Raw genomic sequence first — 19,705 nt, forward strand, 5'->3', positions numbered from 1 at the left:
GCGGCCCATGGCAACCCTGAGCCCGACCTTGCAACGCTCCAGCAACTTCGACACCGGCCCGCTGTCCTGGGTCATCGGCGAAATCCGCGATGCCCTGGCGCGCGCGTCGACCGCATTGCGCGAGGCCGCCGGGCGTTCGCCAGAAGCCCAGCCGACCCTGCTGCTGCACGCCAAGACCCACCTGCACCAGGCGCACGGCGCCCTGCAACTGGTCGACGTCGAAGGCGTCGGGGTGTACACCGGCGCGGCCGAGGCGGTGCTGGACGGGTTCAAAGATGGGAGCCTGCCATGCACCGTGGATAGCGTGCAGGTGGTGCTGGACGCCTTCGGGGCGCTCGGCGAATACCTCGACGAACTGCTGGCCGGCATGCCGCAACAGCCCGCGCGCCTGTTCCCGTATTACCGCGACATGGTCGAGCGCCAGGGCGAGCGCAAGGTGCATCCATCCGACCTGATGCCGCTCGACCTGTCGACGCCGCCCGAGCTGCCCGCGCTGGAAGGTGACGGCCAGGTCGATGTCGCGGCCTGCCGAAGCCGTTTCGAAAAAGCCCTGCTGCCCTACCTGAAGGCCGAGGACGACGCCGGGCGCCAGATTCATGCCGCCGACCTGGTGGCGGCCATCGCGCCGATCGGCGCCGCGCAAGAGGATGTTCGCGCGCGCCTGTTCTGGCAGGCGATGCATGCCTTCGCCACCGTGGTGGCCGACGGCCAGGTCGAGAGCGATCTGTACATCAAGCAGCTGTTCGGTCAAATCAACCTGCAATTGCGGCGCCTGGCCAAGGGCGAGATGGATGCGCCCGAAGCGATGCTGCGCGACGCGCTGTTCTTCATCGCCGCCGCGCGCGAACCGGGGCCGCAGGCGCGCGCGCTGCGCCAGGCCCTGGGCCTGGACGGCGCCGTGCCGCCCGACTATGCCGAGCGCCGCTATGGCAAGCTCGACCCGCAAGCCCTGCAAGAGGCGCGCGAAGCGCTGGCCCGCACCAAGTTGGACTGGGACCGCATCGCCGGCGAGGGCGAGCCTGACCTTGACGTCGAACACGACTTCAACGACGCATTGGCGCGCCTGGCCGGCGCCAGCGAAAAGCTGGGCGCCCCGGCGCTGGCCCAGCTGCTGCGCGAGCTGGGCCGCGCGGCCAGCGATTCGGTGCAGTCGGGCCGCGACGACCAGTTCGGGCTCGAGATGGCGGCCGCCATGCTGTTCGTCGAGAACGGCCTGGACCAGCTGCGCCAGCTGCCCGACGATTTCTCGGAAAATGCCGAAGCCGTCGGCGCGCGCCTGCTGGCGCTGGCCGCCGGCGAGACGCCGCCCGACGCCCCGCACTGGCAGGGCGAGCTGGCGCGCCAGATCCAGCAGGGCCAGACCGTGGCCGTGCTGGCGAACGAGGTCAAGGCGGGCCTGCGCCAGATCGAGAAGCTGCTCGACGACTACTACGACGACCCCTCGAAACGCCAGGTGCTCGGGCAGGCGACGCCGATCCTGCACCAGCTGCAGGGGGCGTTCGCCATCCTCGACCAGGACCAGGCGGTGCTGGCCGTGCGCCACGTCGAGGAAGCGGTGCGGCTGCTGTCCGCCAGCGAGGCCGACGTGACCGACCAGCACGCGTCGCTGCACAACATCGCCCAGAACATCGGCGCGCTCGGTTTCTTCGCCGACCTGCTGGCCCAGGACAGCGAGGCCGCGCGCGGCCGCTTCACCTTCGACCTTGATAAGCTCCTGCTGCGCGAGCTGCCGTTCGAGTTCGTCGCGGCGCCGGCCGAGGCCGCGCCTGTGGATATGCCGGCGCAGACGGCGCAGGCCGCGGACGGCGTCGACGCCGAACTGCTCGGCATCTTCATCGCCGAGGCGCAGGAAGTGCTGGCCTTCGTGGTCGAGACCCTGCCGCGCGCGGCCGACGAGCCGGCCAACCAGGAAATCCTGACCCAGCTGCGCCGCGGCTTCCATACGCTCAAGGGCAGCAGCCGCATGGTGGACCTGGAGGCCTTTGGCGCCACCGCCGCCGCCATCGAACGCGTGATGAACGTGTGGCTGGCCGACGGCCGTTCGGCCACCGCCGACCTGCTGGCCCTGCTGGCCCATGCCTATGCCGAACTCGATGCCTGGGTGGCCGAGCTGGCCGCCGGCCTCCTGCCGGAACGCGATGGCGCGGCGCTGATCGCCGCCGCCGCGCGGGTGCAGGAGGGCGGGCCGTTCGAGCCGCTGAAGTTCGAGCCACTGAAGTTCGAGCCACCGAGCGACGAGCCGTTGGTGCTGGACGACATCATCGACACGCCGGCGCTCGACGACATTCCGCTGCTCGACGAGCCGCTGGCCATGCCGGGCGACGATGGCGTGAAGCGCGTCGGCGACCTGGCCATCCCGCAGGCGCTGCACGACGTCTATCTGGGCGAGACCGAGACCCTGTGCGCCACCCTCGAACAGGGCTTCGACGCGCTGCGCTGCGGCCTGGACAAACAGGTGGTGCACGACGCGGTGACGGCGGCGCATACCTTGTCCGGCACCTCGGCCACGGTCGGCTATACCTCGCTGCGCGACCTCGCGCACGAGCTGGAGACGACGCTCGAGAAGCTGGCGGCGCCGGGCACGCAGCTCGAGGACGGCCAGTTCGACCTGTTCGATTCGACCCTGTCGCGCATGCGCACCATGCTGCAGGTGTTCACCCTGGGCGAGCTGGCCCCAAGCCAGCCCGACCTGGCGGAACAGCTGGCGGCGCTGCGCGAGCGCCTGGCCAGCCAGCAGGCAGCGGCCTTGTATGGCGAGGCCGATCCGGCCCTGGCCAGCCAGCTCGACGCGCTGTTCGCGGCCGCCTACGAGCAGTTGCTGGCCGCGCCGCCTGCCTTCGAAGCGCGCCCGGCGCCGCCGGCCGCGCCAAAGCCGGCCGCGACGGACGACGTCGACGACCTGTTCGATTCCTTCCTCGACGACACCTTCGCCGCGCCGGAACTCGATCAGGCGGCGCCGCAGGCCCAGGATGCCGCGCCGGACGCCGCGCCGGACGCCGATTTCGTGGCCGTGACCCCGGACGAAGCGGTGCTGGCCGAACCCGAGCCTGAGCCCGAACCCGAACTGGTCGGCGCCAGCTATGCCGACGAGATCGACCCGGACCTGCTGCCGGTGTTCCTGGAAGAGGCGGCGGACCTGTTGCCGCGCATCGGCCACGACCTGCGCCAGTGGCAGCAAGAGCCAGGCAATACCGCGATCGCGCAGGGCATGCAGCGCGACCTGCATACGGTCAAGGGCAGCGCGCGCATGGCCGGCGCGATGCGCCTGGGCCAGCACGCGCACGAGCTGGAAACCCAGATCGAGAACATGGTCCACGCCGGCACCTCGACCTTGCCGGCCACCGCCTTCGACGAGCTGCTGGCCAACTACGACGCGGCGCTGCTGCTGTTCGAGGGCTTGCAGCAACCGGCGCCAGCGGACGCCGCACCGGCGCAGACACAGGAGCAGAAGCGGGCGCGGGCGCACACGCCGCCGGCCCTTGAACCGGCCCGCGCGCCGCTGGTGCGGGTGCGCGCCGACATCCTCGACCGCGTGATGAACCAGGCCGGCGAGGTGTCGATCACGCGCTCGCGCCTGGAAAACCAGATGGGCGCGCTCAAGGGTTCGCTGGGCGACTTCTCGGACAACGTGGCGCGCCTGCGGCGCCAGCTGCGCGAGATCGAGATGCAGGCCGAATCGCAGATCGCATCGAAGCTGTCGATCTCGGGCGAACGCGAATTCGATCCGCTCGAATTCGACCGCTTCACGCGCCTGCAGGAACTCACGCGCATGCTGGCCGAGAGCGTCGACGACGTCGCCTCGTTCCAGGAAAGCCTGGCGCGCACGGTCGACGGCGCCAACGAGGAACTGGCCAGCCAGGCGCGCATGACGCGCGACCTGCAGCGCGACCTGATGCGGGTGCGGATGGTGCCGTTCGCCAGCCTGTCGGAACGCCTGTTCCGCGTCGCCCGCCAGACCGCCAAGGAAACCGACAAGCGCGTCAACCTCGACATCCGCGGCGGCGCCGTGGAGATCGACCGCGGCGTGCTGGAACAGATGGCCGCGCCGTTCGAGCACCTGCTGAGGAATGCGATCGTGCACGGCATCGAGCCGCGCGCGGCGCGCCAGGATGCGGGCAAGGCGGAGACGGGAGAATTGCTGGTGCAGGTCAGCCAGCACGGCAACGAAGTGCTGATCGTGTTCGGCGACGACGGCGCCGGCCTGGACCTGGAACGCATCCGCGCCAAGGCGCTCGAGAACGGCCTGCTGGCCGAGGAAGACGCCGTGTCCGACCAGGACGTGACCGAACTGATCTTCGAGCCGGGCTTTTCGACGGCGGACACGCTGACCGAGCTGGCCGGCCGCGGCGTCGGCATGGACGTGGTGCGTTCCGAAGCCCAGGCGCTGGGCGGACGGGTGGCGGTCGTGTCCGAGCCGGGGCAGGGCGCGCGCTTCACGATCACGCTGCCGCTGACGCTTGCCGTCGCCCAGGTGGTGCTGGTGACGGCCGGCGGGCGCACGCATGCGGTGCCCTCGACCCTGGTCGAGCGGGTAGAGCAGGTGCGTGAGCTGGACCTGGCGGCGGCGATCGAGGCCGGCAGTATCTCGCTGGCCGGCGCCGCGCTGGCGTTGCATGCGCTGCCTGCCCTGCTGGGCGAGGATGACGAAGAGCGGACGGCGCGCCAGCGTTCGACGCCGGTGCTGGTGCTGGGCGGCGGCGCCGGCCGCATCGCGCTGCGCGTGGACGAGGTGCTGGGCAACCGCGAGGTGGTGGTCAAGCACATCGGCCCGCAATTGTCGCGGGTGCCGGGCATCGCCGGCGCGACGGTGCTGGGCTCGGGCGAGATCGTCCTGATCCTCGATCCGCTGGCACTGGCGCAGCAGCCGCAGGCCGCCGCGCAGGTGAAGAAGGAAGTGGCGCGCCAGGTGCGGCGCCCGACCGTGATGGTGGTCGACGACTCGCTGACGGTGCGCCGCGTGACCCAGCGCCTGCTGGAACGCGAAGGCTATCGCGTGCAGTTGGCCAAGGACGGCGTCGAGGCGCTCGAACTCATTGGGCAGGGCGCGCCCGACCTGATGCTGGTCGACATCGAGATGCCGCGCATGGATGGTTTCGACCTGACGCGCAATGTGCGCGGCAATGAGGCCACCAAAGACATCCCGATCATCATGATCACCTCGCGCACGGCGGACAAGCACCGCAACGTGGCGCTGGGGCTGGGCGTGAACGCCTATTACGGCAAGCCGTACCAGGAGCCGGTGCTGCTGGCGGCGATCGAAGAGCTGCTCAAACGCTGACGCTTTTCCTGACCACCGCAAACCGCTCCAGCGTGCGCCTGCGCGCCGCGTCGTGGTCCACGACCGGCGCCGGATAATCCTCGCCCAGCACCACGCCGCGCTCGGCCAGCGCCTCGGGCTTGACCTGCCACGGCGCGTGGATCTGCTTCGCATCCAGTTTGCGCAATTGCGGCAGGTAGCGCCGGATGAATTCGCCGCGGGCGTCGAAACGCGTCGACTGCGTCACCGGATTGAAGATCCTGAACCAGGGCTGGGCATCGCAGCCGGTCGACGCCGCCCACTGCCAGCCGCCGTTGTTCGACGCCATCTCGTAGTCGTTCAGCTGCAAGGCGAAATACGCTTCGCCGCGGCGCCAGTCGATGCCGAGGTCCTTGGTGAGAAAGCTGGCCGTCACCATGCGCAGCCGGTTGTGCATGAAGCCGGTCGTGTTCAGCTGCACCATGGCCGCGTCGACCAGCGGATAGCCGGTGCGGCCCTCGCACCAGGCGGCGAACAACTCGTCGGCGTCAGGACCGTCGTCCCACTGCACCGCGTCGAAGGCCGGCTTGAACGACCGCTCGACCACGTGCGGGTGCCGGGCCAGCACCATCGCATAGAAATCGCGCCAGATGAGTTCGGACAGCCATACCGAGGCGCCGGCGCCGCCCGCGCCCGACAGCGTCAGTTGCTGCGCCGTGCGCACCAGGTGGCGGATCGAGGTGGTGCCGAAACGCAAATGCGTCGATAACCTCGACGTGCCGTCCTCGGCCGGGAAATCGCGTGCGCGGCCGTAGTCGGCGATGTCTTCCACGAAGGCCTCGAACAGCGCTTCGGCCCCGTCCATCCCGGCCGGCAGCGGCGCTTCGCCGGACTCGAAACCGATGTCTTCCAGCGCGGGCAGGGCCGAGGTCGCGACTGGCGGCGCGAACGCATGCGCGAACGCGTCGACCGGATACGCCGCCAGCGTCTCGGGATGGGCCGCCAGCCGCTTGAGCCAGGCGTTCTTGTAGGGCGTGAACACCGAGTACGGCTGTCCCGCGAGCGTCAGCACTTCATCCTTCTCGAAGATGACCTGGTCCTTGTACGTATGGAAGGCGCGGCCTTGCGCCGCCAGCAGCCGCGCGACCTCGTCATCGCGCGCGATCGCGAGCGGTTCATAATCGGTACAGGCATGCACTGCATCAACATCGAGTGCCTTCGCCAGCGCCACCACCTCATCCCGGGCGCTGCCGTGGCGCACGATGAGGTAGCCTCCAAGACGACGCAATTCCTCATCCAGGCTGGCCAGGCTGGCGTGAATGAAACGCAGGCGGCGATCGTCGCGCGGCAAGCCGTCGAGAATATCGGTGTCATACACGAAGACGCAGTACACCTGTTGCGAACAGCGCAAGGCGTGGTGCAGGGCGGCGTGGTCGAATGCGCGCAGGTCGCGCCGGAACCAGACTAAAGACTTGCTCAAATTCATCACTGTGTGCGAGGTCAAGGCGGGAGCAGATTTTACTGTCTAGGATCGGACCATGGTGTGCGTGTCGTGATGCTTCCGAGGGTCCTCCGGCCAAATGGGTGTAAACTAGGGAAAAGCGTAACGTTGTGCTGCAGAACGTTGGCAGTCGATCATGTTTAACGCAAGAGTGCGCCTTTTGAGAGTATCCGTATGAAAAAAAGCAAAGTTGGCAAAACTCTACCGATGCCGGGCATGCCCCGGGAGCAGGATGAAGCGCTCGCCAAGGCCGGTCCGGCAGCATCCGGGCTCAACCTTGCGAACCATTTCCTGATCGCCATGCCATCGATCCAGGATCCGATCTTCGGCGGCACCGTCGTCTATGTCTGCGAGCACAACGACAAGGGCGTGCTGGGCGTGGTCATCAACAAGCCGACCGACATGACGATGGAAACCCTGTTCGACCGCGTCGACCTGAAGCTGGCCGAAGGCCTGCGCGCGACCGTGGTGGACGAACCGATCATGTTCGGCGGGCCGGTCCAGGACGACCGCGGCTTCGTGCTGCATTCGCCCGGCGGCCGTTATTCCTCGTCGCTCAGCGTCACCGACGACGTCGCCTTCACGACCTCGATCGACGTGCTCGAAGCCGTCGCCAGCGGCGGCGGTCCCGCGCGCATGCTGGTCTCGATCGGCTACGCCGGCTGGAGCCCGGGCCAGCTCGAAGAAGAAATCTCGCGCAACGGCTGGCTGACGGTGGGCGCCGACGCGCGCGTGCTGTTCGACCTGCCGATCGAGGAACGCTACAACGCCGCCATCAAACTGCTGGGGATCGATCCCTTCATGCTCGCCACCGAAGCCGGCCATGCGTGATTTGCTGTACCTGCGTGGTTGCGCATGATGGTCGATATCGTTTTCGGCTTCGACTTCGGCGTCAAGCGGATCGGCATCGCCATGGGCAACACCCTGACCGGGCAGGCGCAGCCGCTGCGCGTCATTGCCGCCATCGACAACGCCACCCGCTTCAAGATCATCGGCGAGCTGATCGCCGAGTGGCGCCCGGCGCGCCTGGTGGTGGGCGAGCCGCGCCATCCCGACGGCGCCGAACACGACATGACCCTGCGCAGCCGCCGCTTCGCCAACCAGCTGCATGGCCGCTTCAACCTGCCTGTCGAGCTGGTCGACGAGCGCTATTCGTCGGCCGTGATCGCATCGAAGCGCGGCGACGTCATCGACGACAAGGCGGCCGCCATCATTCTGCAGCAATATTTCGACGCATCTCCTTAGCCGCATCTTCTCACCCTATGCCAACAACCAATCTCAACCTCGACGCCGAGGCGCTCTACCGCGAGCTGCTGGGCCAGGTCCGCGCGGGCCTGGACGGCGTGCCCGACGCCGCCATCGTCGGCATCCATTCCGGCGGCGCCTGGCTGGCCGAGCGCCTGGCGCGCGACCTCGACCTCACTGCCCGCCTGGGTTCGATCGACGTGTCGTTCTACCGCGACGACTATGCGCGCAAGGGCCTGCATCCTGACGTGAAGCCGACCCATATCCGCTTCCCGGTCGACGGCGCCACGGTGGTGCTGGTCGACGACGTGCTGCAGACCGGCCGCACCACGCGCGCCGCGATCAACGTGCTGTTCGACTATGGCCGGCCAAGCTGCATCAAGCTGGCCGCGCTGGCCGACCGCGGCGGGCGCGAGCTGCCGGTGGCGGCCGATTTCGCCGGCGCGCGCGTGTCGCTCGCGGCAAACCAGTCGCTGTGCCTGCAGCGCGACGAAACAGGCCAACTCTCGCTGACCATCGAAGAAGACAATGCCGACCCTGCACAATAATCCGCAACTGAACAAGAACGGCGAGCTGCAACACCTGCTCACCATCGAGGGACTCAAGAAGTCGCACATCGACCACATCCTCGACACCGCATCGAGCTTCGTCGGCATCTCCGACCGCGAAGTCAAGAAAGTCCCGCTCATGCGCGGCAAGAGCGTGTTCAACCTGTTCTTCGAAAACTCGACGCGCACCCGCACCACCTTCGAGATCGCCTCGAAGCGCCTGTCGGCCGACGTCATCAACCTGAACATCCAGGCCTCGTCGACCACCAAGGGCGAGTCGCTGCTCGACACCATCGACAACCTGGCCGCGATGCACGCCGATATGTTCGTGGTGCGCCACGCGCAATCGGGCGCGCCCTACATGATCGCCCAGCACCTGAACCGCACCCGCTCCGACGTGCACGTGGTCAACGCCGGCGACGGCCGCCACGCCCACCCGACCCAGGGCCTGCTGGACATGTACACGATCCGGCACTACAAGAAGGACTTCACCAACCTGCGCGTGGCCATCGTCGGCGACATCCTGCACAGCCGCGTGGCGCGCTCGGATATCCACGCGCTGACCACGCTCGGCGTGCCTGAAGTGCGCGCGATCGGCCCGCACACGCTGCTGCCGGGCGGCCTGGAGCAGATGGGCGTGCGCACCTTCACCAACATGGATGAAGGCCTGAAGGACGTCGACGTCATCATCATGCTGCGCCTGCAGAACGAGCGCATGAGCGGCGCGCTGCTGCCTTCGGCGCAGGAATACTTCAAGAGCTATGGCCTGACGCCGGAACGCCTGGCGCTGGCCAAGCCGGACGCGATCGTGATGCATCCGGGCCCGATGAACCGCGGCGTCGAGATCGACTCGGCGGTGGCGGACGGCGCCCAGGCGGTGATCCTGCCGCAGGTAACTTTCGGGATCGCGGTACGGATGGCGGTGATGAGCATTTTGGCAGGAACCCACGCATGAAACTTCATATCAAGAACGGGCGAGTGATCGACCCGGCGAACGGCATCGACGCAGCGCAAGACCTGTTCATCGCCGACGGCAGGATCGCGGCGCTCGGCGCCGCGCCAGCGGGCTTCAACGCCGACCAGACCATCGACGCCGCCGGCCTGGTGGTCGCCCCCGGCCTGGTCGACCTGTCGGCGCGCCTGCGCGAGCCGGGCTACGAATACAAGGCCACGCTCGAATCCGAGCTGCAGGCCGCGATGCAGGGCGGCGTGACCACGCTCGTGTGCCCGCCCGACACCGATCCGGTGCTCGACGAGCCGGGCCTGGTCGAGATGCTCAAGCACCGCGCGCGCATGCTCGACCAGGCCAATGTGCACCCGCTGGGCGCGCTGACCGTGGGCCTGAAGGGCCAGGCGCTGACCGAGATGGCCGAACTGACCGAAGCCGGCTGCATCGGCTTCGCCCAGGCCGAGGAACCGATCCTCGATACCACCGTGCTGCTGCGCGCCATGCAGTATGCGAAAACCTTTGGCTATACCGTGTGGCTGCGTCCGCAGGACGCCCACATCGGCCGCGGCGGCGTGGCCCACAGCGGTCCGCTGGCGTCGCGCCTGGGCCTGTCGGGCGTGCCGGTGATGTCCGAGACCATCGCGCTGCACACGATCTTCGAACTGATGCGCGCCACCGGCGCGCGCGTGCACCTGTGCCGCATCTCATCAAGCGCCGGCCTGGAGCTGATCCGCGCCGCCAAGCAGGAAGGCCTGGACCTCAGCGTCGACGTCGGCGTGCACCACCTGCACATGACCGACGCCGACATCGGCTTCTTCGATTCCAACGCGCGCCTGACCCCGCCGCTGCGCTCGCAGCGCGACCGCGACGCGATCCGTGCGGCCGTGCTGGACGGCACCGTGGACGCGGTCTGCTCCGACCACACCCCGGTCGACGACGACGAGAAGCTGCTGCCGTTCGGCGAAGCCTCGCCCGGCGCCACCGGCCTGGAACTGCTGCTCAGCCTCACGCTCAAGTGGGCCGAAGACCAGCAGCATGGCGTGGATGGCGACAAGGTGCTGGCCGTGGCGCTCAGCCGCATCACGCATGACGCGGCCCGCATCGCCGGCCTGCCGGCCGGCACCCTGGGCGTCGGCGCCGCGGCCGACGTGGTGCTGTTCGATCCAGACGCGCGCTGGAAGGTGGAGGGCAAGACCCTGGCCAGCCAGGGCAAGCACACGCCTTTCCTCGGCTACGAGCTGGCCGGACAGGTCAAGGCCACCATCGTGCGCGGCCGCGTGGCCTGGCAGCGCTGATCCACCCGGGACGGCGGCTGGTCATGAAGCCGCCGTCCTCACCGTGTTTGCTATCTTGAAGATCCGCCTAGCCTGGCGCCTCGCGCGCGTCGTCGTCCACCTGTGCGAGGGCCTGGCGACCTGCGCGCTGGTGTTTCCCTTCGCTTCTCCCCGCTTGCGCATGCGCCTGACGCGCGGCTGGTCGCGCCGCCTGCTGCGCCTGTGCCGGGTCGAGGTCGAGCATGGCGGCGGCGTCCCCGCGCTGGAGCACGCGCTGGTCGTCGCCAACCACGTGTCCTGGCTCGACATCTTCGTCATCAACGCCCTCGATCCCTGCCGCTTCGTGGCCAAGGCCGAGATCCGATCCTGGCCGGTGATGGGCTGGCTGGCGGCCGGCGCCGGCACCGTGTTCATCGCGCGCGGCAACCGGCGCGAGCTGCGCCACGTGTTCAAGGGACTGGTCGAGGTGCTGCAACAAGGGGAACGGGTCGCCCTGTTCCCGGAAGGGACGACCGGCCTGCAGGGCGGGGTGCTGCCCTTCCACGCCAACCTGTTCGAGGCCGCGATCGATGCCGGTGTGCCGGTCCAGCCGTATGCGCTGGCCTATGTCGATGCCGATGGCGGCCCGCACCCGTCGATCGAGTACGTGGGCGACACCACCTTCGTCGACAGCCTGCTGCGCATCCTGCAGGGCCCGCCCGTGAAGGCGCGCCTGGCCTGCCTGGCGCCGCTGGACAGCGTTGGCGCGCACCGGCGCGAGCTGGCGCTGGCGGCGCAGGAGGCGGTGGAAGCCGCCGTGCGCGTCTAGCGCTTCTTGCCGCCGTGTTCCCGGTACTCGGGACAATCCACCTGCAGCAGCGTGCGGTCGTCCAGGCAGACCGCCGTCAGCTTGCCGCCCCACACGCAGCCGCTATCGAGGCCGATCAGGTTCGGCCGCTGCACCAGGCCCAGCGCCGACCAGTGGCCGAACACCACCGTCACATCCTGGGTGCCGCGCTGCGGCAGGTCGAACCAGGGCAGGAGGCCGCTGCCGGCCGGGCCGGCGTCGCTTTCCTTGTGCTTGAAGTCCATCGTGCCGTCCGGCGCGCACAGGCGCATGCGGGTGAGGGCGTTGACGATGCAGCGCAGGCGGTCGATGCCCACCAGGCCATCGTCCCAGCGATCCGGCAGGTTGCCGTACATCGCGCCCAGGAAATCGATCCAGCCCTCGCCGCGCAGCGCGGCCTCCACTTCGGCGGCCAGCGCCATGGTCTGGCGCGCGTCCCATTGCGGCGCCACGCCGGCGTGCACCAGCAGGTGGGCGTCGACGAACATCGCCAGCGGACGCTGGCGCAGCCAGGCGATCAATTCGTCGCGGTCGGGCGCGGCCAGGATCTCGTCGAGGGTGTCGGAGCGGCTCAGGCGCTGGGCGCCGGCCGCCACCGCGATCAGGTGCAGGTCGTGGTTGCCGAGCAGGGCTTCGATGCGCCCGCCGCTCGATTCCGACAAGGCCTTCATGCGCCGCAGCGCGGTGAGCGAATCGGGACCGCGATTGATCAGGTCTCCCACGAACAGGATACGCGCGTCAAGGCCCGCCGTCTCGAAGATCCGGTCGAGGAGCAGTTGCGCTTCGTGCGCGCAACCCTGGAGGTCGCCAATGGCATAGGTTTTCATATTTTTCGAGATTGGCCCGTGAAGCTGTCGTTGTTGCTTTTGCGGATACTAAATGATTTTACCCGCCGGCGCTGTCGCCCGGCACCGCGCTTGTGGTTCCCTGCGCCTGTCTCGTGCCCGAAATGCGCGCGCATCGGCATTTTTTGACTCGCTTCCAACACTGCGTGCGCGTTAAATACGTGCGCCCGGAAATACCGGTCCATTCCGGTACAATGAATCCGGCTTTCCTCCCGTGAATAGCGTGCACTGGCCATTCCATTTGCCAACCGCCGCTGCCCGAGGCTCCACATACAGGCATCGAAAGAAAACAATAATGTTCTCGTTTTTCGTGAGCTTCCTTTCCTGCGCATTGCTGACGCTGCTGGTTATCAAGACCGCGCGAAAACATGGGCTGGGGCTCGATGGCGATTTTGGCGGCGTGCAGAAAGTGCACTCGCATGCGGTCGCGCGTATCGGCGGCATTCCAATTTTCCTCGCGGTGGTGGTGGCGTCCGGGATTTCGATCCTGCGCGAGCCGCAAATGATGGCGTGGCTCGCGACCCTGATTGCCTGCGCCACGATCGCGCTCGCCGGCGGCATCGCCGAGGATTACACCGGCCGCGTTTCGCCGCTGCGCCGGCTGGCGCTGACGATGGTCGCGGCGGCCCTCGGCTACTGGCTGCTCGACGCGCGCGTCGGCCGGCTCGACCTGCCGTGGGCCGTGCTGCCGATCGAGACGCTGTGGATCGTGCTGCCGCTGACGATGCTGGCGGTGGCGGGCATCGCCAACGCCATCAATATCATCGACGGCTTCAATGGCCTGGCGGGCGTGATCAGCATCTTCATGCTGCTGTCGCTGTCCTACGTGGCGCTGCAGGTGGGCGATATGTTCGTGCTGGTGGCGGCCCTGATCGTGGCCGGCGCCACCGCCGGCTTCCTGATCTGGAACTATCCGGTGGGGCTGATCTTCCTGGGCGACGGCGGCGCCTATTTCATCGGTTTCCTGCTGGGCGAGCTGGCGCTGCTGCTGGTGATGCGCAATCCCGGCGTGTCGACCTGGTATGCGGCGCTGTTACTGATTTATCCGGCTTTCGAAACGATATTCTCCGCTTATCGCCGCATGTTTGTGCGCGGAAAGTCGCCGGCGATGCCGGATGGTATTCACCTGCACAGCTTGATATTTCGCCGTATCGTGCAATGGACGGTAGGGCCGCGCGAAGCACGCGCATTGATGAAGCGCAATGCGCGGACTTCTCCTTATTTATGGCTGTTTTCACTGCTGGCCGTGATACCGGCAACGGTGTTCTGGAAAAACACGACGGCCCTGATGTTCTTCTGTTTGTTGTTCATAATCAGTTACCTCTGGTTGTATGGCCGTATTGTTCGATTCAAGTCCCCACGTTGGCTTTTTTTAAGCAAGAAGGACTAGTCCCGGTTTATTGTTGTATTATATTGCGACATTTAGTGAGAATTCACTAGATTCGGTAATTGCTGAATCTGCATTTAATCTTTAACGAACGAGGAATGATGATGGATCTGTCGAATATGTCCGTAGGCGATTTGCGCAACCTGCAGGAGCAAATCAAGCAGGAGATGAAGAAGCGTGAAGTCCAGGAAGTGCAAAAAGCACGCGAGCAAATCCTGGCCATCGCCCAAAGCGTCGGCATGCCGCTGAAAGACCTGATGGCCGCCACCGGCCGCGGTTCGAAAGGCGCCACCGTCGCCGTGCGCTATCGTCACCCGGACGATTCCAACCTGCAGTGGACCGGCCGCGGCCGCCAGCCGAAGTGGGTCAAGGAATGGGTCGAAGGCGGCAAGTCGATCGACGATCTGCGCGTCTGATTCCAATTTCCCCTGCGCTGAGGAACCTCACTTCCGCAGCGCAGGCGGAAAGTAGCATTCCGCCAGGCACCGGGCGCTTTCCACGCCGCCCGATCTCCGCGCGCCAATCCCACGGCGCCAGCGCTTGCCGGTACAATAGCAAGCGATTTTTTATCATTCCTCCAACATCCGGCGATGACCACGGTCGATCCAGCGACCGGCGCATGCCTCTCAAGAATTCCAAGGAAGAACATGGTTGCTCTCTCGAAAACGATTTTCAAGGCCTATGACATTCGCGGCATCATCGGCAAGACCCTGGATGCGGGGATCGCGCGCCACATCGGCCGTGCCTTCGGCGCCGCCGCGCTGGCCAAGGGAGAGCGCAAGGTCGTGATCGGCCGCGACGGCCGCCTGTCGGGCCCGGAACTCAGCGCCGCCCTCAGCGAAGGCCTGCGCGACGCCGGCGTCGACGTGATCGATCTGGGCATGGTCGCCACCCCGATGGTGTATTTCGGCACCAACGTGCTGGAAACGCGCTCGGGCATCATGGTCACCGGCAGCCACAACCCGCCCGACTACAACGGCTTCAAGATGGTGATGGCGGGCGAGGCGATCTATGGCGACGCCATCACCGGCCTGCACGACAGCATCGCTGCCTACGACGGCGCGATCGCCGACCAGCGCGGCGGCTACAGCACCCACGACATCCGCGCCGCCTACATCGAGCGCATCGTGGGCGACGTCAAGCTGGCGCGTCCGATCAAGATCGTGGTCGACTGCGGCAACGGCGTCGCTGGCGCCTTCGCGCCCGAGCTGTTTACCCGCATGGGCGCCGAGGTCGTCGAGCTGTTCTGCGAAGTCGACGGCACCTTCCCGAACCACCACCCGGACCCGGCCCACCCGGAAAACCTGCAGGACGTGATTCGCGCGCTGCAAGAGACCGACGCCGAGATCGGCCTGGCCTTCGACGGCGACGGCGACCGCCTGGGCCTGGTCACCAAGGATGGCCAGATCATCTTCCCGGACCGCCAGATGATGCTGTTCGCGGCCGACGTCCTGTCGCGCAACCCGGGCGCCGAGATCCTGTACGACGTCAAGTGCACGCGCCACCTGGCGCCCTACATCGAGAAGAATGGCGGCAAGCCGCTGATGTGGAAGACCGGCCACTCGCTGGTCAAGGCCAAGCTGAAGGAAACCGGCGCCCCGCTGGGCGGCGAGATGAGCGGCCACATCTTCTTCAAGGACCGCTGGTACGGCTTCGACGACGGCCTGTATGCCGGCGCGCGCATGCTCGAGATCCTGACCAAGGGACCGAATCCGTCGGCGCTGCTCAACGGCCTGCCGATCGCCAGCAGCACCCCGGAACTGCACCTGCACCTGCAGGAGGGCGAGAACTTCGCCCTGATCGACCAGCTGCGCCGTGACGCCAGGTTCCCGACCTCGGAAAAGATCAACGACATCGACGGCCTGCGCGTCGAGTACGCGGACGGCTTCGGCCTGGCGCGTTCGTCGAACACGACCCCGGTCGTGGTGCTGCGCTTCGAGGGCGAGAATCCGGAAGCGCTGGCGCGGATCCAGTCCGAGTTCAAGAGCGTGATCCTGGCCGCCAAGCCGGATGCCGATCTGCCGTTCTGAGGTGATCGCTTGAAGATTCTACTTGTGCGGGTGTCGTCCCTGGGCGACGTGCTGCACAACCTGCCGATCGTGGCCGACCTGCTGCGCCGCCATCCGGGCGCCACGATCGACTGGGTGGTCGAGGAAGGCTACGTCAGCCTGGTGCGCCTGAATCCGCACGTGCGCAAGGTGATCCCCTGGGCGCTGCGGCGCTGGCGCAAGAGCCTGGGCAAATCCGGGACGCGCGCCGAGATCCGCGCATTCTTGCGCACCCTGCGCGAGGAAGAATACGACTATGTGTTCGACACCCAGGGCCTGCTCAAGACCGGCATCATCATGGGCGCCGCGCGCGTTCGCAAGGGCGGCAGGAAGGTCGGCCTGGCCAACGGCAGCGAAGGCTCGGGCTATGAAGGCGTCTCGCGCATCTTCCATACCGACAGCATTCCCCTGAGCCCGCGCACCCACGCGGTGGCGCGCGGACGGCTGGTGGCGGGCGCGGCGCTCGACTATCCGGTCGATACGGCGCCCGATTTCGGCCTGCCGGCGCCGGATGCGTCGCAGCGTCCGGCCTTCCTGCCGGCCGAAGACTACGCCGTGTTCTTCCACGGCACGGCGCGCGCGGCCAAGAAGTGGGCGGACGCCAACTGGATCGCGCTCGGCAAGGCGCTGGCGCCGATGCCGGTGCTGCTGCCCTGGGGTTCGGAGGCCGAACGCCGGGACGCCGAGGCGCTGGCCGCCGGCATCCCGAACGCGCGCGTGCTGCCCAGGCTGTCGATGATGGACGCCGTGACCCTGGCCCAGCATGCGCGGCTCGCGGTCGGCGTCGACACCGGCCTGACCCATATCGCCGCCGCTTTCGTGCGGCCGACGATCGAGATCTATTGCGATTCGCCGAAGTGGAAGACCGAGGGCAACTGGTCCGAGCGCATCGTCAACCTGGGCGAGCTGGGTGCGCCGCCATCAAGCGACGAGGTGGTGGCGGCCGCGCGCCGCCTGCTGGCGTCGGCATGAACCGCACGCTGTATTCAAGCCTGTGGTGGCTGGCCCTGCCGGCCGTGCTGGGCCGCCTGTGGTGGCGTGGCCGCAAGGAGCCGGGCTACCGCGCGCACTGGGGCGAACGCCTGGCCCTGATTGGTCCGGCGCCGAGCGAACGTCCCACCATCATGGTGCACGCCGTCTCGGTCGGCGAGACGCGCGCCGCCGAACCGGTGGTCGACGCGCTCCTGGCGGCCTATCCCGACTGCCGCATCCTGCTGACCCATATGACGCCGACTGGCCGCGCCACCGGACAATCCCTGTTCGCCCACCATGGCGAGCGCGTGGTGCAAAGCTACCTGCCGTACGACACCGGGTTGATGACGCGGCGCTTCCTGCGCCGCCATCGCCCGCGCGCCTGCATCCTGATGGAGACCGAGGTCTGGCCCAACCTGATCCACGCCTGCACACGATTGGACATTCCGGTGGTGTTGGCCAATGCCCGCCTGTCCGAAAAATCCCTGAAGCGTGGCCGCAAGGCGGGCGCCGTGATGCGGGAGGCGGCGCGCGGCTTCACCCTGGTCGCGGCCCAGACCGAGGTTGACGCCGAGCGTATCCGCTCGCTCGGCGCGCCGAACGTGGAGGTCACCGGCAGCGTCAAGTTCGACGTGACGCCGCCGCCGGCGGCGCTGGAAAAGGGCGACTGGCTGCGCAGCCGCATCCGCTCCGGCGGCCCCGAGCGGCCCGTGTTCCTGTGCGCCAGCACGCGCGAAGGCGAAGAGGCGCTGATCCTCGACGCCTGGCGGCGGATGCCCGACAAGCCGGCCGGCGCGCTCCTGGTGATCGTGCCGCGCCATCCGCAGCGATTCGACGAAGTCGCTGCCCTGGCCTCGGCGCGCGGATTCACGCTGGCGCGGCGTTCGCAGTTTGACCTCCACCATGGCGTGGGCGGCGCCGACGTGCTGCTGGGCGATTCGATGGGCGAGATGTTCGCCTATTACGCGGCCTGCGACTGCGCGTATATCGGCGGCAGCCTGCTACCGCTGGGCGGCCAGAACCTGATCGAAGCCTGCGCGCTGGGCAAGCCGGTGCTGGTGGGCGAGCATACCTTCAACTTCCTCGACGCCACCAATGAGGCGGTGGACGACGGCGCCGCGCTGCGGCTGCCTGACGCCGACGCGCTGGTGACGGCGGCCGTGCGCCTGCTGCGCGACGGCGCGGCGCGGGTGGCGATGGGGGAGAAGGCGCTGGCCTTCGCGCGCCGCCACCGTGGGGCGACCCTGCGCACTGTTGAACTCGTGCAACGGCATATCCGGTAGGTTTTGTTACCATTCCAAACTGCACGGTACAAAACAAAAGGGGATGCGCCATGTTGTCGTTCAATCACCCGAGGCCGGTCGGTAGTGGAAAGCCCGCGGTTTTGCCAACTTCGGTACTGGTCCAGGAACAGGCGGCAGAGGCGCTGGAGGCGATCATGACCGCAGCACCGACCGAAGTCCCGGCATCGCCACCCGCTGGCGTTGCGCTCCCGCCGCTGGATGCGCTGCACTTTTTCGTGCGCTATTCGCTGCGCGAGTACACCAGTTTCATGTGGCAGCATGGCGGCTTCCTGATCCGCCGCCGGCGCGTGCGCTGGCCGGCCAGCCTGCTCCTGCGCCTGAGAAGCACCTTCAGCGCGGCCCTGAACTTCGTCCTGCTCGGACGCGGGCGCCGCACCTATGAGTTCACCATCGACGAACACGGCATCGTACGCACCAGCGGCGGCGTGACCCTGATCGGCTGGGAAGACGTGGCCGCCGTGCGCACCTATTCGCGCGGCTTCATGATGGTGCTCAAGCGCGGCACCCTGCCGATTCCGTTCCGTTGCCTGTCCGAGGGACAGGTGGCCGCCATGCGCGAGCTGGCGGCGGCGCGGCACGAGCTGGCTTTGCGCTGATTTTTTCCCGGCCTGCGGGCAGTGTTGGACGCGTGGACGGGGGACCCGTCCACCCTACTCGAACAACACCGGCATCTCGTGCGAGCGCTTGCGCAGTGCCAGGCGCGCGCCGTCGTAATCCGGATACACCTCGCCCACCGTGGCCCAGAACGCCGGGCTGTGGTTCATCTCGCGCAGGTGGGCCAGTTCGTGCGCCACCACGTAGTCGATCAGCGCTGGCGGATAATGGATCAGGCGCCAGTTCAGGCGAATGCTGCCGCCCACCGTGCACGAGCCCCAGCGCGAGCCGGCCGACGACAGCGTGAAGCTGCTGTAGCTCACGCCCAGCTGCGGCGCATAGTGATCGAGGCGCTCGCGGAACAGGCGCTTGGCCTCGGCCTGGAACCAGATCTTCACTCTTTCCTTGAGCTGCCATTCGGACAGCCCCGGCACCACGCCGATCCACAGCTCGTTGTTGACGGCGTCGAACTGGCAGTGGCTGCGCTCCGCTTCCTCGAGACGCAGCACGATGTCGCCGCCCAGGTAGGGCAGGCGCGCGCCATCCTTCCATTCGACAGGCAGCCGCTGCTGGCGCTGGTCGCGCCGTTCTCCCCGTTCGAGCAGCTTGGCGACGATCCAGCGCTGCTTGGCGCGCAGCGCGTTGTCGATCTCTTCGAGCGTCACGCGGCGCGGCGCCGTCACGCGCAGGCCGTCGTCGTCGATGGTGAAGCCGATCGAGCGCCGTGACGAGCGGCGCAGGGCGTACTCGATGGTGTGGTGGCCGAGGGCGATGCGTTTCAGGGGAGGGTCTTGCGGGCCGACGGGCGGCGAGGGGAGCTTGATGCGGGGCGGCGCCGGCGGCGCCTTGAACAGCGGCTGCGCGGGCGGCGCAGGCTTGTCGGAAGGCTTCAGCGCCGCGAAGAATTCTTGCGCGAACAACTCCAGCTGATGCCCGTCGACCTTCGCCGAGGCCATGGTCTGAGGCCTCGACTCAC

The 19,705-nt window shown here is 67.6% G+C and carries 16 protein-coding genes; 13 read left to right on the forward strand and 3 right to left on the reverse strand.

Annotated features, from left to right (window positions below):
• Positions 1–7 precede the first annotated feature (7 nt).
• Positions 8–5,278, forward strand: coding sequence for an Hpt domain-containing protein (locus ABIB42_RS20995; protein WP_429248942.1), 5,271 nt, complete (start codon positions 8–10; stop codon positions 5,276–5,278).
• Here the strand turns inward: ABIB42_RS20995 and ABIB42_RS21000 are convergent.
• Complete coding sequence (locus tag ABIB42_RS21000; protein WP_273161907.1) at positions 5,268–6,722, reverse strand: cryptochrome/photolyase family protein; 1,455 nt, start codon at positions 6,720–6,722, stop codon at positions 5,268–5,270. The two genes, ABIB42_RS20995 and ABIB42_RS21000, sit on opposite strands and share 11 nt — an antisense overlap.
• A 231-nt stretch (positions 6,723–6,953) precedes the next feature.
• Between ABIB42_RS21000 and ABIB42_RS21005 the strand changes: the two genes are divergently transcribed.
• The 6 genes from ABIB42_RS21005 to ABIB42_RS21030 are packed head-to-tail and all read left to right on the forward strand — an operon-like array spanning position 6,954 to position 11,561.
• Positions 6,954–7,568: a YqgE/AlgH family protein gene (locus ABIB42_RS21005; RefSeq protein ID WP_085986709.1), complete on the forward strand. Its 615-nt coding sequence runs from the start codon at positions 6,954–6,956 to the stop codon at positions 7,566–7,568.
• Positions 7,569–7,592: 24 nt separating this feature from the next.
• Positions 7,593–7,982, forward strand: a complete 390-nt coding sequence (gene ruvX / locus ABIB42_RS21010; protein WP_005665321.1) for a Holliday junction resolvase RuvX — start codon at positions 7,593–7,595, stop codon at positions 7,980–7,982.
• Positions 7,983–7,999: 17 nt separating this feature from the next.
• Positions 8,000–8,530, forward strand: a complete 531-nt coding sequence (gene pyrR, locus ABIB42_RS21015; RefSeq protein WP_005665324.1) for a bifunctional pyr operon transcriptional regulator/uracil phosphoribosyltransferase PyrR — start codon at positions 8,000–8,002, stop codon at positions 8,528–8,530.
• Positions 8,511–9,485: an aspartate carbamoyltransferase catalytic subunit gene (locus tag ABIB42_RS21020; protein WP_005665326.1), complete on the forward strand. Its 975-nt coding sequence runs from the start codon at positions 8,511–8,513 to the stop codon at positions 9,483–9,485. Before pyrR ends, ABIB42_RS21020 begins: the two co-directional genes overlap by 20 nt.
• A complete protein-coding gene (locus tag ABIB42_RS21025; RefSeq protein ID WP_273161904.1) occupies positions 9,482–10,774 on the forward strand; it encodes a dihydroorotase in 1,293 nt (430 codons plus the stop codon). The genes ABIB42_RS21020 and ABIB42_RS21025 overlap by 4 nt, the downstream gene beginning before the upstream one ends.
• Positions 10,775–10,829: 55 nt before the next feature.
• Complete coding sequence (locus ABIB42_RS21030; RefSeq protein ID WP_273161903.1) at positions 10,830–11,561, forward strand: lysophospholipid acyltransferase family protein; 732 nt, start codon at positions 10,830–10,832, stop codon at positions 11,559–11,561.
• Here the strand turns inward: ABIB42_RS21030 and ABIB42_RS21035 are convergent.
• A complete protein-coding gene (locus ABIB42_RS21035; RefSeq protein WP_273161902.1) occupies positions 11,558–12,406 on the reverse strand; it encodes a symmetrical bis(5'-nucleosyl)-tetraphosphatase in 849 nt (282 codons plus the stop codon). The genes ABIB42_RS21030 and ABIB42_RS21035 overlap by 4 nt on opposite strands.
• Before the next feature lie 313 nt (positions 12,407–12,719).
• On the opposite strand from ABIB42_RS21035, the gene ABIB42_RS21040 reads away from it, so the two are divergent.
• The 6 genes from ABIB42_RS21040 to ABIB42_RS21065 all read left to right on the forward strand — a co-directional run bounded on the left by ABIB42_RS21040 (position 12,720) and on the right by ABIB42_RS21065 (position 18,731).
• Positions 12,720–13,814, forward strand: a complete 1,095-nt coding sequence (locus tag ABIB42_RS21040; protein ID WP_005665330.1) for an MraY family glycosyltransferase — start codon at positions 12,720–12,722, stop codon at positions 13,812–13,814.
• A 101-nt stretch (positions 13,815–13,915) separates the two neighbouring features.
• A complete protein-coding gene (locus ABIB42_RS21045) occupies positions 13,916–14,227 on the forward strand; it encodes an H-NS family nucleoid-associated regulatory protein (protein WP_005665331.1) in 312 nt (103 codons plus the stop codon).
• Between the two features lie 231 nt (positions 14,228–14,458).
• Positions 14,459–15,841, forward strand: coding sequence for a phosphomannomutase/phosphoglucomutase (locus ABIB42_RS21050; protein WP_429248943.1), 1,383 nt, complete (start codon positions 14,459–14,461; stop codon positions 15,839–15,841).
• Between the two features lie 9 nt (positions 15,842–15,850).
• Complete coding sequence (gene waaC / locus ABIB42_RS21055) at positions 15,851–16,831, forward strand: lipopolysaccharide heptosyltransferase I (RefSeq protein WP_429248944.1); 981 nt, start codon at positions 15,851–15,853, stop codon at positions 16,829–16,831.
• Positions 16,828–18,114, forward strand: a complete 1,287-nt coding sequence (gene waaA / locus ABIB42_RS21060) for a lipid IV(A) 3-deoxy-D-manno-octulosonic acid transferase (RefSeq protein WP_429248945.1) — start codon at positions 16,828–16,830, stop codon at positions 18,112–18,114. The genes waaC and waaA overlap by 4 nt, the downstream gene beginning before the upstream one ends.
• A gap of 101 nt (positions 18,115–18,215) precedes the next feature.
• The gene (locus ABIB42_RS21065) at positions 18,216–18,731 is read left to right on the forward strand and encodes a YcxB family protein (RefSeq protein ID WP_273035521.1); all 516 of its coding nucleotides are present in this window, start codon (positions 18,216–18,218) and stop codon (positions 18,729–18,731) included.
• A gap of 54 nt (positions 18,732–18,785) precedes the next feature.
• On the opposite strand, the gene ABIB42_RS21070 is transcribed toward ABIB42_RS21065, so the two are convergent.
• Positions 18,786–19,685, reverse strand: a complete 900-nt coding sequence (locus tag ABIB42_RS21070) for a M48 family metallopeptidase (protein ID WP_429248946.1) — start codon at positions 19,683–19,685, stop codon at positions 18,786–18,788.
• Positions 19,686–19,705 lie beyond the last annotated feature (20 nt).

It is taken from the genome of Massilia sp. UYP32 (genome assembly GCF_050434365.1).
GTDB lineage: Bacteria > Pseudomonadota > Gammaproteobacteria > Burkholderiales > Burkholderiaceae_D > Telluria > Telluria timonae.

What these genes read in the sequence shown, in the direction of transcription:
- ABIB42_RS20995 (WP_429248942.1), top strand. Translation starts at nt 8, where the DNA reads ATGGCAACCCTGAGCCCGACCTTGCAACGCTCCAGCAACTTCGACACC.
- ABIB42_RS21000 (WP_273161907.1), bottom strand. Translation starts at nt 6,722, where the DNA reads ATGAATTTGAGCAAGTCTTTAGTCTGGTTCCGGCGCGACCTGCGCGCA.
- ABIB42_RS21005 (WP_085986709.1), top strand. Translation starts at nt 6,954, where the DNA reads ATGCCCCGGGAGCAGGATGAAGCGCTCGCCAAGGCCGGTCCGGCAGCA.
- ruvX (WP_005665321.1), top strand. Translation starts at nt 7,593, where the DNA reads ATGATGGTCGATATCGTTTTCGGCTTCGACTTCGGCGTCAAGCGGATC.
- pyrR (WP_005665324.1), top strand. Translation starts at nt 8,000, where the DNA reads ATGCCAACAACCAATCTCAACCTCGACGCCGAGGCGCTCTACCGCGAG.
- ABIB42_RS21020 (WP_005665326.1), top strand. Translation starts at nt 8,511, where the DNA reads ATGCCGACCCTGCACAATAATCCGCAACTGAACAAGAACGGCGAGCTG.
- ABIB42_RS21025 (WP_273161904.1), top strand. Translation starts at nt 9,482, where the DNA reads ATGAAACTTCATATCAAGAACGGGCGAGTGATCGACCCGGCGAACGGC.
- ABIB42_RS21035 (WP_273161902.1), bottom strand. Translation starts at nt 12,406, where the DNA reads ATGAAAACCTATGCCATTGGCGACCTCCAGGGTTGCGCGCACGAAGCG.
- ABIB42_RS21040 (WP_005665330.1), top strand. Translation starts at nt 12,720, where the DNA reads ATGTTCTCGTTTTTCGTGAGCTTCCTTTCCTGCGCATTGCTGACGCTG.
- ABIB42_RS21045 (WP_005665331.1), top strand. Translation starts at nt 13,916, where the DNA reads ATGGATCTGTCGAATATGTCCGTAGGCGATTTGCGCAACCTGCAGGAG.
- ABIB42_RS21050 (WP_429248943.1), top strand. Translation starts at nt 14,459, where the DNA reads ATGGTTGCTCTCTCGAAAACGATTTTCAAGGCCTATGACATTCGCGGC.
- waaA (WP_429248945.1), top strand. Translation starts at nt 16,828, where the DNA reads ATGAACCGCACGCTGTATTCAAGCCTGTGGTGGCTGGCCCTGCCGGCC.
- ABIB42_RS21070 (WP_429248946.1), bottom strand. Translation starts at nt 19,685, where the DNA reads ATGGCCTCGGCGAAGGTCGACGGGCATCAGCTGGAGTTGTTCGCGCAA.